The 14,719-nt window shown below is 70.8% G+C and carries 11 protein-coding genes; 9 read left to right on the forward strand and 2 right to left on the reverse strand.

Features of this window, described 5'->3' with window-relative positions; translation table 11 throughout:
- Window positions 1-5: 5 nt before the first annotated feature.
- From abc-f to ABZ370_RS21920, 3 genes are all read left to right on the forward strand, one after another.
- Entirely contained in the window at window positions 6-1,604 is a 1,599-nt protein-coding gene (gene abc-f, locus ABZ370_RS21910; RefSeq protein ID WP_358623356.1) for a ribosomal protection-like ABC-F family protein, read from the forward strand.
- A gap of 457 nt (window positions 1,605-2,061) precedes the next feature.
- Window positions 2,062-2,283, forward strand: a complete 222-nt coding sequence (locus ABZ370_RS21915) for a helix-turn-helix domain-containing protein (protein ID WP_009718933.1) — start codon at window positions 2,062-2,064, stop codon at window positions 2,281-2,283.
- Window positions 2,284-2,388: 105 nt separating this feature from the next.
- Window positions 2,389-3,195: an enoyl-CoA hydratase/isomerase family protein gene (locus tag ABZ370_RS21920; protein ID WP_358623562.1), complete on the forward strand. Its 807-nt coding sequence runs from the start codon at window positions 2,389-2,391 to the stop codon at window positions 3,193-3,195.
- A gap of 140 nt (window positions 3,196-3,335) precedes the next feature.
- On the opposite strand, the gene ABZ370_RS21925 is transcribed toward ABZ370_RS21920, so the two are convergent.
- Window positions 3,336-5,192, reverse strand: coding sequence for a SpoIIE family protein phosphatase (locus ABZ370_RS21925; RefSeq protein WP_358623359.1), 1,857 nt, complete (start codon window positions 5,190-5,192; stop codon window positions 3,336-3,338).
- 96 nt (window positions 5,193-5,288) lie between these two features.
- Between ABZ370_RS21925 and ABZ370_RS21930 the strand changes: the two genes are divergently transcribed.
- Complete coding sequence (locus ABZ370_RS21930) at window positions 5,289-9,572, forward strand: HAMP domain-containing protein (RefSeq protein WP_358623361.1); 4,284 nt, start codon at window positions 5,289-5,291, stop codon at window positions 9,570-9,572.
- A complete protein-coding gene (locus ABZ370_RS21935; RefSeq protein ID WP_358623364.1) occupies window positions 9,569-10,198 on the forward strand; it encodes a response regulator in 630 nt (209 codons plus the stop codon). Before ABZ370_RS21930 ends, ABZ370_RS21935 begins: the two co-directional genes overlap by 4 nt.
- 26 nt (window positions 10,199-10,224) lie before the next feature.
- On the opposite strand, the gene ABZ370_RS21940 is transcribed toward ABZ370_RS21935, so the two are convergent.
- Window positions 10,225-10,731, reverse strand: coding sequence for a MarR family transcriptional regulator (locus ABZ370_RS21940; RefSeq protein WP_358623366.1), 507 nt, complete (start codon window positions 10,729-10,731; stop codon window positions 10,225-10,227).
- A 166-nt stretch (window positions 10,732-10,897) separates the two neighbouring features.
- Here ABZ370_RS21940 and ABZ370_RS21945 point away from each other — a divergent pair, with 166 nt between their 5' ends.
- From ABZ370_RS21945 to ABZ370_RS21960, 4 genes are read left to right on the forward strand one after another with little or no spacing between them, the layout of a single operon-like run.
- Window positions 10,898-11,845: an SDR family NAD(P)-dependent oxidoreductase gene (locus tag ABZ370_RS21945; RefSeq protein ID WP_358623369.1), complete on the forward strand. Its 948-nt coding sequence runs from the start codon at window positions 10,898-10,900 to the stop codon at window positions 11,843-11,845.
- A complete protein-coding gene (locus ABZ370_RS21950; RefSeq protein ID WP_358623371.1) occupies window positions 11,842-12,714 on the forward strand; it encodes an amidohydrolase family protein in 873 nt (290 codons plus the stop codon). Before ABZ370_RS21945 ends, ABZ370_RS21950 begins: the two co-directional genes overlap by 4 nt.
- Window positions 12,715-12,721: 7 nt before the next feature.
- On the forward strand, window positions 12,722-14,224 hold the full coding sequence (locus ABZ370_RS21955; RefSeq protein WP_358623374.1) for a long-chain fatty acid--CoA ligase: 1,503 nt from the start codon (window positions 12,722-12,724) through the stop codon (window positions 14,222-14,224).
- A 36-nt stretch (window positions 14,225-14,260) separates the two neighbouring features.
- Window positions 14,261-14,719, forward strand: coding sequence for a MaoC family dehydratase (locus tag ABZ370_RS21960; RefSeq protein ID WP_358623376.1), 459 nt, complete (start codon window positions 14,261-14,263; stop codon window positions 14,717-14,719).

The raw sequence follows: 14,719 nt of genomic DNA on the forward strand, positions 1-14,719 counted from the left end.
TTCCCGTGATCACCGCCTCCGGCGTCGAGCTGCGTGCCGGCGCCCGTGTTCTGATCGAGTCCGCTTCCTTCCGTATCGCCAGGGGCGACCGCATCGGTCTCGTCGGCCGCAACGGCGCCGGGAAGACCACGCTCACCAAGTGCCTGGCGGGCGAGGGCATGCCGACCGGCGGCAGCATCACCCGCTCCGGCCAGGTCGGCTATCTGCCGCAGGACCCGCGCACCGGCGACCTCGACGTCCTCGCGCGCGACCGCATCCTCTCCGCCCGCGACCTCGACTCCGTGCTGCGCAAGATGCGCGAGAACGAGGACCGCATGGCCAACGGCCAGGGCGCCACCCGCGAGCGCGCGATGAAGAAGTACGAGCGCCTGGAGACGGAGTTCCTGACCAAGGGCGGCTACGCGGCCGAGGCGGAAGCCGCGACCATCGCGGCCAGCCTGGGCCTGCCGGACCGGGTGCTCGGCCAGCCGCTGCACACCCTCTCCGGCGGTCAGCGGCGCCGCGTCGAGCTGGCCCGGATTCTGTTCTCGGACTCCGACATCCTGCTGCTGGACGAGCCGACGAACCACCTCGACGCCGACTCCATCACCTGGCTGCGGGACTACCTGAAGACCTACAGCGGCGGCTTCATCGTCATCTCCCATGACGTCGACCTCGTCGAGACGGTCGTCAACAAGGTCTTCTACCTGGACGCCAACCGCTCCCAGATCGACATCTACAACATGGGCTGGAAGCTCTACCAGGCCCAGCGCGAGGCCGACGAGAAGCGCCGCAAGCGCGAGCGCGCCAACGCCGAGAAGAAGGCCTCCGCGCTCAACTCGCAGGCCGACAAGATGCGCGCCAAGGCCACCAAGACGGTCGCCGCGCAGAACATGGCCCGGCGGGCCGAGAAGCTGCTGTCCGGCCTGGAGGCGGTGCGGCAGTCCGACAAGGTCGCCAAGCTGCGCTTCCCGGACCCGGCGCCGTGTGGCAAGACCCCGCTGACCGCCGAGGGCCTGTCGAAGTCGTACGGCTCCCTGGAGATCTTCACCGATGTCGACCTGGCCGTCGACAAGGGCTCCCGGGTCGTCATCCTGGGCCTCAACGGCGCGGGCAAGACCACCCTGCTGCGGCTGCTGGCCGGGGTCGAGAAGCCGGACACCGGTCAGGTCCAGCCCGGCCACGGGCTGAAGCTCGGCTACTACGCGCAGGAGCACGAGACGCTCGACCCGGACCGTACCGTCCTGGAGAACATGCGCTCGGCCGCCCCCGACCTCGACCTGGTCGAGATCCGCAAGACGCTGGGCTCGTTCCTGTTCTCCGGCGACGACGTCGACAAGCCCGCCGGAGTGCTCTCCGGCGGTGAGAAGACCCGGCTCGCGCTGGCCACCCTGGTCGTCTCCTCGGCCAACGTCCTGCTGCTCGACGAGCCCACCAACAACCTTGACCCGGCCAGCCGCGAGGAGATCCTCGGCGCGCTGCGCACCTTCACGGGTGCGGTGGTGCTGGTGACCCACGACGAGGGCGCGGTGGACGCCCTCCAGCCGGAGCGGATCATTCTGCTCCCGGACGGCATCGAGGACCTGTGGGGCGCGGACTACGCGGATCTGGTCGCGCTGGCCTGACCTCCGGCGCCTGACCTCCGGCGTCGTCCGGCCCGTTTCCTCGCGCCTGACCGCCTGACCGCCTGACCGCCTGACCGCCTGACCGCCGGACCGTCCGAGCGTCCGACGGCCGGAGCCCCTGATCCACAGCCTCGTAGATCATTCGGCCTAGGCGTGATCCGTCATCTGAGTGAGAACGGCTCGTATCGCGGCGCGCCGCCCACGACCGGCGCACGGCACGTGCCGCGCGCCGGTCACTCTCCGGTCATCCTCTGGCACGTGGGCCCTGACCTGCCTCTTCTTCGCTGATCAACAAAGAGTTGCAGGCCAGAAGTCGCCGGAATCCTGGATTCCGAAGGCTCGTATGGCGCCATTTCCCGGAATCCTTCCTCCACAGGTCTTGCCGAATGGGTGGCCAGGACGGCGCCTAGGGGTGATCATGAGAGTCACAGAGCGCACTTCCCATGAGGAGGCACGGGTGGCCGAGACTCTGAAGAAGGGCAGCCGGGTGACCGGCGCCGCGCGCGAAAAGCTCGCGGCAGACCTGAAAAAGAAGTACGACTCCGGTGCGAGCATCCGGGCGCTGGCCGAGGAGACCGGCCGTTCCTATGGATTCGTCCACCGGATGCTCAGCGAATCAGGAGTGTCCCTACGTGGTCGCGGTGGCGCGACGCGAGGCAAGAAGGCCGCATCGGCCTGATCGCGCGTCTCGCGTCGGCGGTTCGTCACCGGCGGCAGCAGGTGTGGACAGTGCCACCCGGTTGATCGTCCGTTCGACCGGGTGGTTACTGTTCAGTCACTTGTACTGACCGCAGCCGACCGGAGGCATCCTGTGACCCTGCTCGACAAGGACGGCGTATCGCTCACCGTCGAAGACGCGGTCGCCACGGTGACCCTGACCAACCCGGCCAAGCGCAACGCCCAGTCGCCCGCGTTGTGGCGGGCGCTGAGCGAGGCGGGGTCGCTGCTGCCCGGCAGTGTGCGGGTCGTGGTGCTGCGTGCTGAGGGCGTGTCCTTCTCGGCGGGTCTCGACCGGCAGGCGTTCACCCCCGAGGGATTCGACGGCGAGCCGTCCTTCCCGGAGATGGCCCGCCGCCCGGACCCCGAGCTGGACGCGATCATCGCGGCCTACCAGGACGCGTTCACCTGGTGGCGGCGCAACGACATCGTGTCCATCGCCGCAGTGCGGGGCCATGCGATCGGGGCCGGTTTTCAGCTCGCCCTCGCCTGTGACCTGCGGGTGTGCGCGGATGACGCACAGTTCGCGATGCGCGAGACCAGCCTCGGGCTGGTGCCCGACCTGACCGGCACCCATCCGCTGGTCGGGCTCGTGGGGTACGCCAGGGCGCTGGAGATCTGCGCGACCGGGCGCTCCGTCCTCGCCCAGGAAGCCGAGCGCACCGGCCTCGCCAACCTCGTGGTGCCCGCCGCCGAGCTGGACGGCGCGGTCCAGGACCTGGCCGCAGCCCTGCTCGCCGCCCCGCGCGACGCGGTGGTCGAGACCAAGGCGCTGCTGCGGGGCGCGGCGGACCGTACGTACGACGAGCAGCGCGCCGCCGAGCGCGCCGCCCAGGCCCGCCGCGTCCGCGACCTCGCCGGTCTGGCGGACTAGGCTCGCCTCCTCCTCGCCGCCTCCTCGCCCCGGACGAGACGGACAGCTGCGGATCAGCTGGTCCACGGGCAGCCGTTCCCGCTGGTGGAGGACGACTATCAGCGGGACCAGCTGCTCCGGTTCGCCTCGCCCAGCGGGGCTCACGTGCCGCGGGGCAGGTCCTGTGTCGACGTCGGTACCGCCTCCAGCACCAGCACCGCGAGATCGTCGTCGATCGGCTCGGTGCCGAAGTTATGCGCGGCCAGCCGTATCCGCTCCGCGATGGCCTTGGCGCCGAGCCCCGCGCAGCCGCGCAGGATGTCGGCCAGGCCGTCGTCGTCGTCCAGCTGCCGGTTGCCGTCCCGCCGCTCGGTGACCCCGTCGGTCACGCACAGCAGCGTCTCGCCCGGCGCCAGGTCCAGGGAGTCGGCGTGGAAGTCGGGCTCGTCGTCGATGCCCAGCAGCATCTGCGGCAGGGCCGCGGGTGCCACCGTGCCGTCGGTGCTCAGCCGCAGCGGCAGCGGATGCCCGGCGCTGGCCAGGACGCAGTGCGCACCGCCGGACTCCGGGTCGGGCTCCAGCTCCCCGTAGAGCAGGCTGAGGAAACGCGCCCGGGCCTGGTCGCCGCCCAGCGCCGTGGCCTCCGCCTCCTCCTCCACCAAAGCCTGGTTGAGCCGGGTGAGCACCGACTCCACGCCATGGCCCTCGCGGGCCAGCAGCCGCACCAGATGGCGGGCGAGACCGGTGACCGACATCGCCTCCGGGTCGCTGCCGCAGACGTCGCCGAGCAGGAAGCACCAGCGGCGGCCGCCCATCGGGAACAGGTCGTAGAAGTCGCCGCCGACCGTCTGGCCCTCGCCGTGCGGCTCGTAGACGATCGCGGTGTCCACGCCCGGGATGGGGGCCAGCGAGACCGGCAGCTGGCGGCGCTGCAGCGCCCGGCTGATGGTGGCCTGCTGGGTGTACTGCCGGGCGGTGGCCACGGCCTGGGCGATCCGCCGCGCCACGTCGTCGGAGAGCCGCACCACGCCCTCGGTCATCTGCGCCACCCCCGTCCGGCCGAGCAGCAGCACACCGTAGCCGCGGCCGCGGGCGATGAGCGGGAAGGACAGCGCGGAGCCGCCCGCGCCGGAGGGGTCGACGGCCTCGGGCCAGGGCCAGGGGGTGCCGGGGGCGCCGAGCCCGGTCGGCGGCGGATCGCTCTCCAGCGCGGCGCGGAGCGCCTCGATGCGGCGCTCGTCGTTGTGCCAGACCCGGCGCAGCTCCAGCCGCCCGCTCTCGGTGTTCAGCCATACCGCGCACCAGTCGGCCAGCCGGGGCACCAGCAGCTGCCCGGCGAGGGCGGCGACCATGTTCTCGTCCAGCTGCCCGGTGAGCAGCTCGCTGGCCTCGGCGAGGAACGACGGCCCGCCGCGGTCGACCCATTCGGCGGTCCGGTCGCGGCGTTCACGCGGCGGGGTGGGGGCGCGGGGCGCGGTGGCGGGCTGCGCGCGGCCGGGTGCCTCGGCGGGTTCGGAGTCGACCTGGGCCGCCGCCGTCTCGGTGCCCAGGCGGAACCACACCGACTTGCGGGTGCGGTGGTACGTCACGCCCCAGGCCTCGGCGATCGCGCCGATCAGCTGGAGGCCGCGGCCCCGGCCGTGGCGCTGGGTGTCGGGCCCGCCCAGCACCACGCTGGCGGGGTGCAGGTCGGCGACCTCGATGACGATGCCGGGGCGGTCCGGCGGCACATCGGAGGCCTCGCCGGAATCCTCCGGTCCGTTCCCGGCCCGGAGGCGGCAGGTGACCTCGACCCGGGTGCCCGCGTGCAGCACGGCGTTGGTCACCAGCTCGCTCACCAGCAGGACGGCATCCTCGGTCACCCGGGCGCCGATCGCGTCCGGTCCGAGAATTTCTTTCGCGGTCTGGCCCGCGAGCGTGGTGCGGACGAACGTGCGCGCCGCCCCTGGTGCGCGCACGCTTCCGGGCAGCGTGGTCCGGGCAACGGACTCGCGCGAGAGAGGAAGCAAAGCCCCCACGTGCGGCTCCTGGACGTTTCGGGCGGATTAGGCCATCTAGGTGCCATATTATGACAGACGTAGGGATATCTAATGATCTTTTAAAGGGACGACGCCATGGCACGCGACCCGAATCCCGCGGAGTGCACTGCCGAGCTGAGGTCCTTGCTGGCGGCGATGAACGCCCTGTGCGACGGCGACTTCACCGTACGTATGGACGGCGCGAGCGAGGGCGTGCTCGGCGAAATGGCCGGAGCGTTCAACCAGCTGGTGGCGCGCAACGCACATCTGGCCTCCGAACTCCAGCGGGTCCGACGCGAGGTGGTGCGCCAGGGGCGCCTCGACGAGCGGATCAGCGCAAGCCCTGGCCAGGGCGCGTGGACGACCAGCGTGGACGACGCGAACCAGCTGGTGGACGCGCTGACCGGGCCGGTGTCCAACGCCACCCGGGTGCTGGACGCCATCGCCGCGGGCGATCTGACCAGGCGGGTCGACCTGCACGACGGCAACCGCCAGCTGCGCGGCGATCTGCGACGGCTGGCCAGCGGCGTCAACCGCACGGTCGATCAGCTGTCGCTGTTCACCGGCGAGCTGACCCGGGTGGCCCGCGAGGTCGGCACCGAGGGCCGCCTCGGCGGCCGGGCCAAGGTCCAGGGGCTGTCCGGGGACTGGCGCGAGGTGACCGAGGCCGTCAACGCCATGGCCTCCCGGCTGACCAGCCAGGTCCGCGACATCGCCGTGGTGACCACGGCCGTGGCCCGCGGCGACCTCACCCAGCAGGTGACCGTCGAGGCCACCGGTGAGCTGCTGGAGCTGAAGCTGACCGTGAACACGATGGTCGACCAGCTCCGGGCGTTCGCGGACGAGGTGACCCGGGTGGCCCGTGAGGTGGGCACCGAGGGCGAACTCGGTGGCCGGGCGCAGGTGCGGGGTGTGTCGGGGGTGTGGAAGGACCTGACGGACAACGTCAACTTCATGGCGTCCAACCTGACCAGCCAGGTCCGCAACATCGCCCAGGTGACCACCGCGGTCGCCACCGGTGACCTCTCCCAGAAGATCACCGTCGACGCCCGGGGCGAGATCCTCCAGCTCAAGAACACCGTCAACACCATGGTCGACCAGCTGTCCGCGTTCGCGGACGAGGTGACCCGGGTGGCCCGTGAGGTGGGCACCGAGGGTCGGCTCGGCGGCCGGGCGCAGGTCCGGGGTGTGTCCGGGGTCTGGAAGGACCTCACCCAGAACGTCAACTTCATGGCGGACAACCTGACCTCCCAGGTCCGCAACATCGCCCAGGTCGCCACCGCCGTCGCCGAGGGCGACCTCAGCAAGACGATCGGCGTGGAGGCCAAGGGCGAGATCCTGGAGCTGAAGTCGACGATCAACACGATGGTGGACCGGCTGTCGTCCTTCGCGGACGAGGTGACCCGGGTAGCCCGCGAGGTGGGCACCGAGGGAAACCTGGGCGGCCAGGCGCAGGTCCGGGGCGTGTCCGGGGTCTGGAAGGACCTCACCGAGAACGTCAACTTCATGGCGCTCAACCTGACCACCCAGGTCCGCAACATCGCCCAGGTGACCACCGCGGTCGCCGACGGCGATCTGTCCAAGCAGATCACCGTGGACGCCCGGGGCGAGATCCTGGAGGTGAAGGAGACCGTCAACACCATGGTCCAGCAGCTCCGGGCGTTCGCCGACGAGGTGACCCGGGTGGCCCGTGAGGTGGGCACCGAGGGCCAGCTCGGTGGCCGGGCGCAGGTGCGGGGTGTGTCGGGGGTGTGGAAGGACCTGACGGACAACGTCAACTTCATGGCGTCCAACCTGACCAGCCAGGTCCGCAACATCGCCCAGGTGGCCACCGCGGTCGCCCAGGGCGATCTGTCCAAGAAGATCGACGTGGACGCGCGCGGCGAGATCCTGGAGCTGAAGTCGACCATCAACACGATGGTCGACACGCTCTCCTCGTTCTCCTCCGAGGTCACCCGTGTCGCCCGCGAGGTCGGCAGCGAGGGCCAGCTGGGCGGCCAGGCCCGGGTCGAGGGCGTCTACGGCACCTGGAAGCGGCTGACCACCAGCGTCAACGATCTCGCCCTCAACCTCACCACCCAGGTGCGCGCCATCGCCGAGGTCGCCTCCGCCGTCGCCAAGGGTGATATGTCCGGGTCCATCTCGGTCGAGGCGCAGGGCGAGGTCGCCGAGCTGAAGAACAACGTCAACCTCATGGTGGCCAACCTCCGCGAGACCACCCGCGCCAAGGACTGGCTGGAATCCAACCTGGCCCGTATCGCCTCCATGATGCAGGGCCACCGCGATCTGGTCGAGGTCGCCGACCTGATCCTGCGCGAGCTGGCCCCGCTGGTGAACGCCCAGTTCGGAGCGTTCTTCCTCGGTCAGCCCGGGGCCGGACCGGGCGAGGGCATGAAACTGATCGCCGGGTACGGCACCGAGGAGAACAACGGTCCGCTGCCCGCCTCCGGCACCGGAGGCCGCGGGCTGGTCGCCCAGACCGCCATGGAGAAGAAGCGGATTCTGATCAACAACGTCCCGCCCGACTACATCACCATCAACTCCGGACTCGGCACCGCGCTCCCCACCAGCGTCGTCATCCTGCCGATCCTGTACGAGGACCAGGTGCTCGGCGTCATCGAACTGGCCTCCTTCAGCCGGTTCAGCCAGGTCCACCTCGCCTTCATCGACCAGTTCGTCAACACCATCGGCGTCTCGATCAACACCATCATCGCCAACGCCCGCACCGAGTCGCTGCTGTCCGAATCGCAGCGGCTCACCACCGAGCTGCGGCAGCGCTCCAACGAGCTGCAGCGCTCCAACGCGGAGCTGGAGGAGAAGGCCGCGCTGCTGGCCACGGCCTCGCAGTACAAGTCCGAGTTCCTGGCCAACATGTCGCACGAGCTGCGCACCCCGCTCAACTCGCTGCTGATCCTGGCCCGGCTGCTCGCCGACAACGCCGACCAGCGGCTGTCCCCCCAGGAGGTGCAGTTCGCCACCACCATCCACCGCTCCGGCTCCGATCTGCTCCAGCTGATCAACGACATCCTCGACCTGTCCAAGATCGAGGCGGGCCGGATGGACGTCCGCCCGAAGAAGCTGCCGCTGATGAAGCTGCTCGACTACGTGCACGCCACTTTCCGGCCGCTCGCCATCGACCGGGGCCTGTCGTTCGAGATCGCCGTCGGCGAGGACGTACCGCGCGAGCTGTACTCCGACGAGCAGCGCATCCAGCAGATCCTGCGCAACCTGCTCTCCAACGCCCTGAAGTTCACCTCCTCGGGCGGGGTGAAGCTGCGCGTGGAGCGGGCGGTCGGCACGGAGTTCCAGGAGGAGACGCTGCGCGACGCGGACGCGGTCGTCGCCTTCTCCGTCAGGGACACCGGCATCGGCATCGCGCCCGAGAAGCTGCCCGTGATCTTCGAGGCGTTCCAGCAGTCCGACGGCACCACCAGCCGCAAATACGGCGGCACCGGCCTCGGCCTGTCCATCAGCCGGGAGATCGCCGGAATGCTGGGCGGCCGGATCATCGCCGAGAGCGAGCAGGGCGTCGGCTCCTGCTTCACGTTCTACGTCCCCGCGCACTACGCCGGAGTCATCCCGCCGCCCGACGTCTCGGACCCCCGGGCCACCGGCGCCACGGTCCCGGCGGCGCTGCCCGGCACGGACGAATCGCTTCCGGACACCGCCGACCACGCGCCCAGCGGCGTGTTCAGCGACCAGAGCGGCGTGGCCGGCGACCGTGGCTCCCTGGAGAATCTGCTGGCCCCGCAGGGCGGCGACGGCCACGGGGACGAGGCACCGGCGGACGCCCCCCGGCTCCAGCAGTGGCAGCGCGGCCGCCCCGGCCGGGTGCTGACCGGTCGCCGCATCCTCATCGTCGACGACGACATCCGCAACGTCTTCGCGCTCACCCATGTGCTGGGCCGGGTCGGTATGACGGTGAAGTACGCCGAGAACGGCCGCGAGGGGCTGGAGGTGCTGCACCGCAACCCGGATGTGTCCCTGGTGCTGATGGACGTGATGATGCCGGAGATGGACGGCTACGAGACGATCCGGGCCATCCGCGGCACCCCCCGGCTCGCCGAGCTGCCGATCATCGCCCTGACCGCCAAGGCCATGCCGGGCGACCGCGAGAAGGCGCTCGAAAGCGGCGCCAACGGCTACGTCCCCAAGCCGGTGGACGTCGACCGGCTGATGTCCACGGTCTGCGATCTGCTCGACCCCGTGTGCGGCCCGGAGGCAGGGGAGGCAGGGGAGGCGGTAGAGGCGGTAGACCCGGTGGAAGAGGGGGAGACGGCGGAAGCCGGGGACGCCGCCGACGACGGCGATGAGCCCGGGGACGGGACCGGCCCGGACGCGGAGACGCGCCCGCCGAGGCCGAGGCGGGGGGAGTCATGAGCGCCGCCGCCCCCGACCGGGCCGGAATCCTGATCGTCGACGACATGGAAGAGAACCTGATCGCGCTGGAAGCCGTCCTGGGCCCGCTCGACCAGCGTCTCGTACGGGCCCACTCCGGCGAGGAGGCGCTGAAGGCGATGCTGCGGCAGGACTTCGCCGTCGTGCTGCTCGACGTCCTGATGCCGGGCATGGACGGCTTCGAGACCGCCGCCAACATGAAGCGTCTCGACCAGACCAAGGACGTCCCGATCATCCTGCTGACCGGCACCGACGCCGATTCGGACTACCCCTACCGGGGTTATGCCATCGGCGCCGCCGACTTCCTCACCAAACCCATCGACCCCTGGCTGCTGCGGACCAAGGTCAACGTCTTTCTGGATCTGCACCGCAAGACCCTCCAGCTCGCCGCCCAGGCCGAGCAGCTGCGGCGCCAGCTGGCCGGTGAACCGGACCCCTCGGACGAGCGGCTGGAACGGGTGTCCGAACAGCTCGCCCGCACGGCGGAGGTGCTGCGTGCGGGCGGGGGCAGTGAGGAGGAGACGGCCGGGCTGGCCGACTGCGTCACCGAGCTGGCCCGCACCGTGGAAGAGCTGCGGGCGGCGCGTCAGGCCATCAAGGGCCGATGAACCTCCCGGGGCCGCCGACGGCAGCCCTACGGTGTCGCCGTGCCCTCCGCCGACTCCGGCGAATCCGCCGCACCCGGCGGCTCGGCCGACATGGCCCGGGTGCAGTCGATCAGCGCCCGCCGCAGCTCCCCGCGCCGGTCCTCGGTCAGCCCGCCGAGCATCCGCTCCTCCAGCAGCCGCACCTGCTCGTCGTAGCTCCGCAGCGCCTCGCGCCCCCGGTCGCTGAGGCTGATGAGCAGCACCCGGCGGTTGGCCGGATCGCGACGGCGCTCGATGAACCCGCGCTCCTCCAGCGTCTGGACCATCTCGTGCATCGTCTGCGGCTTGACGAACGAGCGCCGCGCGAGCTGGGCCGACGACAGCCCGTCCCGGCGCTCCAGGACGGTCAGCGCCGTGTACTGGAGCGTGGTCAGGCCGAGGGGGCGCAGCAGCGTGTCCAGATGGGCCCGTATCGCCTGTTCCAGCCGTTTCACCAGGTAGAGCGTGCCGACCTGATCCGGCTGCGCCGTGTCGGACTGCTCGGAAGTGGTCATCCGGCCATCTTGCCCGACCGGCGGGGCCGGTGGATCTGCGGACCTGCGGACCAGCGGGACCTGCGGGCCGCGCAAGGGGGCCGCCCATTGACACCCCGCCTCCCGGAGTGCTCCACTCATCATCAGGAACCCTGATGATAGTCGACACCGGAAGGAACCGAAGCCCATGGAACTGACGGGGAAGACCGCCGTGGTCACCGGAGCGGGGCGCGGCCTCGGCCTCGCCTACGCCCGCGCCCTGGCCCGCGCCGGGGCTCGTGTGGTTGTCAACGACGCCGACGCCGCCACCGCCGAACAGGCGGTCAAGGTCATCACCGACGAGGGCGGTACGGCGGTCGCCGCGCCCGGGGCGGTCGGCACCAGCGAGGTCGCCGACGCGCTGGTGGACCGCGCGGTCGAGGCGTTCGGACGGCTGGACGTCCTCGTCACCAACGCGGGCATCCTGCGCGACCGGGTGCTGTGGAAGATGACCGACGAGGACTTCGACGCGGTCCTCGGCGTCCATCTCAAGGGCACCTTCACCTGCGCCCGCGCCGCCGTCCGGCATATGCGCGAACGCGGCGGGGGCGGCCGCCTGATCCTCATCGGCTCACCCGCCGGACAGCGCGGCAACTTCGGGCAGACCAACTACTCCGCCGCCAAGGCGGGCATCGTCGGCATGGCCCGCACCTGGTCGATGGAGTGCGCCAAGGCCGGTATCGGCGTCAACGCGGTGATCCCCGTCGCCGCGACCGCCATGACCGCGACCATCCCCGCCTTCGCTCCGCACGTCGAGGCGTACGAGGAGCGCGGCGAACCGCTGCCCGGCTGGCTGCGGCAGGGCGAGGGCTTCGGCACCGCCGACGACGTCGCCGGGCTCGTGGTCTTCCTCGCCTCCGACGCCGCCGACGGCATCACCGGCCAGGCCATCGGCGTCGGCGGCGACCGGCTGACCCTGTGGACCCACCCCGAGGAGCGCTCGGCGGTCTACCGCGAGGGCGGCTGGGACGCGGACGCCATCGCGGGCGTCTGGGGTACGTCGCTGGGGCGGCACCCGGAGGGGGTGGGCATCCCCGCGCCCGTCGAGCCGGAGAGCCCGAACAGCCCGGCGAGCGCGGAGGGGGCCGGGCGGTGAACCTCGACGACCTGGTCGCCATCGACGTCCACACCCACGCCGAGATCTCGGCGGACGGCCACTCCTCGCTGAGCGGCGAACTGGCCGAGGCCTCCGCCGCGTACTTCAAGACCCATGCCGCCCGGCAGCCCACCATCCCCGAGCTGGCCGCCCACTACCGCGAACGCCGCATCGCCGCCGTCGTCTTCACGGTGGACGCGGAGACCGCCACCGGCCATCCGCCGATCCGCAACGAGGAGGTGGCCGCCTCCTGCGCCGAACACGCCGACGTCCTCATCCCGTTCGCCAGCGTCGACCCGTGGAAGGGCCGGGCGGCGGTCCGGGCGGCGCGGCGGCTGGTGGAGGACCACGGGGTGCGCGGCTTCAAGTTCCACCCGTCCCTCCAGGCGTTCCACCCGAACGACCAGCGATTCTACCCGTTGTACGAGGCCATCGAGGAGCTGCGGGTGCCCGCGCTCTTCCACACCGGGCAGACCGGGATCGGCGCGGGCGTGCCCGGGGGCGGCGGCATCCGGCTGAAGTACTCCAACCCGATGGACGTGGACGACGTCGCCGTGGACTTCCCGGAGCTGCCGATCATCCTGGCCCATCCGTCGTTCCCCTGGCAGGACGAGGCGCTGGCCGTCGCCACGCACAAGCCGAACGTCTACATCGACCTGTCCGGCTGGTCGCCGAAGTACTTTCCGCCACAGCTGGTCCGCTATGCGAATTCTCTGCTCAAGCAGAAGGTCCTGTTCGGCTCCGACTATCCGGTGATCGACCCGGACCGGTGGCTGGCCGACTTCGACAAACTGGAGATCAAGCCCGAGGTTCGGCCGCTGATCCTCAAGGACAACGCGGCGCGGCTGCTCGGCCTCACGAAGGGGTGAGCGGGAGATGCTGGAGCAAGGCGTCGGCCGGGGGACCGGAGAGGGCATCGGCTCGTGGCCGCGGCGGCGGGCCCGTAAGACCCCCGGGCGGACCGCGGTCGTCCACGGGGACGACACCCAGACCTACCGGGAGCTGGACGAGACCGTCACCCGGTTCGCCCGGGCCCTGCGGGCGCGCGGGATCGGGCGCGGCGACCGCGTCGCCTACCTCGGCCCCAACCACCCCGCGTTCCTCCACGCGCTCTTCGCCACCTGCGCGGTGGGCGCGGTCTTCGTACCGCTCAACACCCGGCTCGCCGCGTCCGAACTGGCCTACATGCTGAACGACTCCGGTGCGCGGCTGCTCCTCCACGATCCGCGCTGCGCGCAGACCGCCCTTCAGGCGGGCGCGGGCATCGCGGTGGCGGTCGACGGTCTGGCGGACGATCGCGCGGATGACTGTGCGGATGACCGCGCTGACGAGGTCATGGCCGCCGACGACCCGTGCATGATCATGTATACGTCCGGCACCACGGGCCACCCCAAGGGCGCGGTGCTCAGCCACGCCAACATCACCTGGAACAGCCTCAACGTCCTGGTCGACACCGATCTGGCCTCGGACGAGATCACCCTCGTCACCGCGCCCCTCTTCCACACCGCCGCGCTGAACATGACGTGTCTGCCGACCCTGCTCAAGGGCGGACGCGTGGTGATCGAGCCCGGCTTCGAGGCGGAACGGATGCTCGATCTGATCGAGAGCCAAGGCGTGACCTGCCTGTTCGGCGTTCCGACCATGTTCGCGGCGGTCGCGGAGTCGCCGCGCTGGGAGTCGGCCGACCTGTCGTCCGTCCGCATCCTGATGTGCGGCGGATCGCCCGTCCCCAAGGTGCTGATCGACACCTATCTGCGGCGCGGGCTCTCCTTCATCCAGGGGTACGGGATGACCGAGGCGTCCCCCGGGACGCTGCTGCTCGACCGGGAGATGAGCGCGGTCAAGGCGGGCTCCGCGGGCGTGCCCCACTTCTTCACCGACGTCCGGCTGGTCCGGTCCGACCTGACCGGCGAGGCGGACGTCGGCGAGCCCGGCGAGATCCTGGTGCACGGCCCGCATGTGATGCGCGGCTACTACGGCCTGCCGGACGCGACCGCGGACGCGCTGCTGGCGGGCGGGTGGTTCCGCTCCGGGGATGTGGGGGTGCGGGACGAGGACGGCTATGTCTCCATCGTCGACCGCGTCAAAGACATGATCATCTCGGGTGGGGAGAACGTCTATCCGGCCGAGGTCGAGAACGTGCTGTACGACCACCCCGATGTCGCCGAATGCGCCGTGATCGGCATGCCCGACGCCCGGTGGGGCGAGGTCGGCAAGGCCGTCGTGGTCCTCCGGACGGGCGCCTCGACCGATCCGCAAGGGCTGCTCGACCACCTCGCGAGCCGCCTGGCGAAGTACAAGGTGCCCAAGGCGGTCGAGTTCCGGACCGCGCTGCCGCGCACCGCCAGCGGAAAGATCCGCAAATCCGCCCTGCGCTGACCTGACGATGCGCACACCACGTAAACGGAGCCCCGCATGCCCATGACCGTGAACAGCTTCGACGAGCTGAAGCAGCTGGCCGGACAGCACCTCGGCCACAGCCGGTGGCACCGGATCGAACAGAACCGGATCGACACCTTCGCCGACGCCACCGACGACCACCAGTGGATTCACGTCGACCCCGAGCGGGCCAAGGACGGCCCCTTCGGCGGCACCATCGCCCACGGCTATCTCACCCTGTCCCTGCTGATCCCCCTGTGGGGCGAGATCCTCGAACTGGGCGGCGTCCGGATGGCCGTCAACTACGGCCTCAACAAGGTGCGGTTCCCGGCGCCGGTACCGGCCGGTGCCACGATCCGGGCCGGGGCGACGCTCGTCTCCGTCGACGAACTCGGGGACGGCGGTGCCCAGGCCGTCATCGACCTGGTGGTGGAACAGGACGGCGGCGACAAGCCGTGCTGTGTCGCGCAGGCGGTGCACCGCTACCACTGGTGA

Source organism: Streptomyces sp. NPDC005962, assembly GCF_040629205.1.
In the GTDB taxonomy this organism is placed as follows: Bacteria; Actinomycetota; Actinomycetes; order Streptomycetales; family Streptomycetaceae; genus Streptomyces.

Bases quoted from the DNA above. Each gene is read 5' to 3' on its own strand.
- ABZ370_RS21930 (WP_358623361.1), top strand. From the start codon at position 5,289: ATGGCACGCGACCCGAATCCCGCGGAGTGCACTGCCGAGCTGAGGTCC.
- ABZ370_RS21935 (WP_358623364.1), top strand. From the start codon at position 9,569: ATGAGCGCCGCCGCCCCCGACCGGGCCGGAATCCTGATCGTCGACGAC.
- ABZ370_RS21940 (WP_358623366.1), bottom strand. From the start codon at position 10,731: ATGACCACTTCCGAGCAGTCCGACACGGCGCAGCCGGATCAGGTCGGC.
- ABZ370_RS21945 (WP_358623369.1), top strand. From the start codon at position 10,898: ATGGAACTGACGGGGAAGACCGCCGTGGTCACCGGAGCGGGGCGCGGC.
- ABZ370_RS21955 (WP_358623374.1), top strand. From the start codon at position 12,722: ATGCTGGAGCAAGGCGTCGGCCGGGGGACCGGAGAGGGCATCGGCTCG.
- ABZ370_RS21960 (WP_358623376.1), top strand. From the start codon at position 14,261: ATGCCCATGACCGTGAACAGCTTCGACGAGCTGAAGCAGCTGGCCGGA.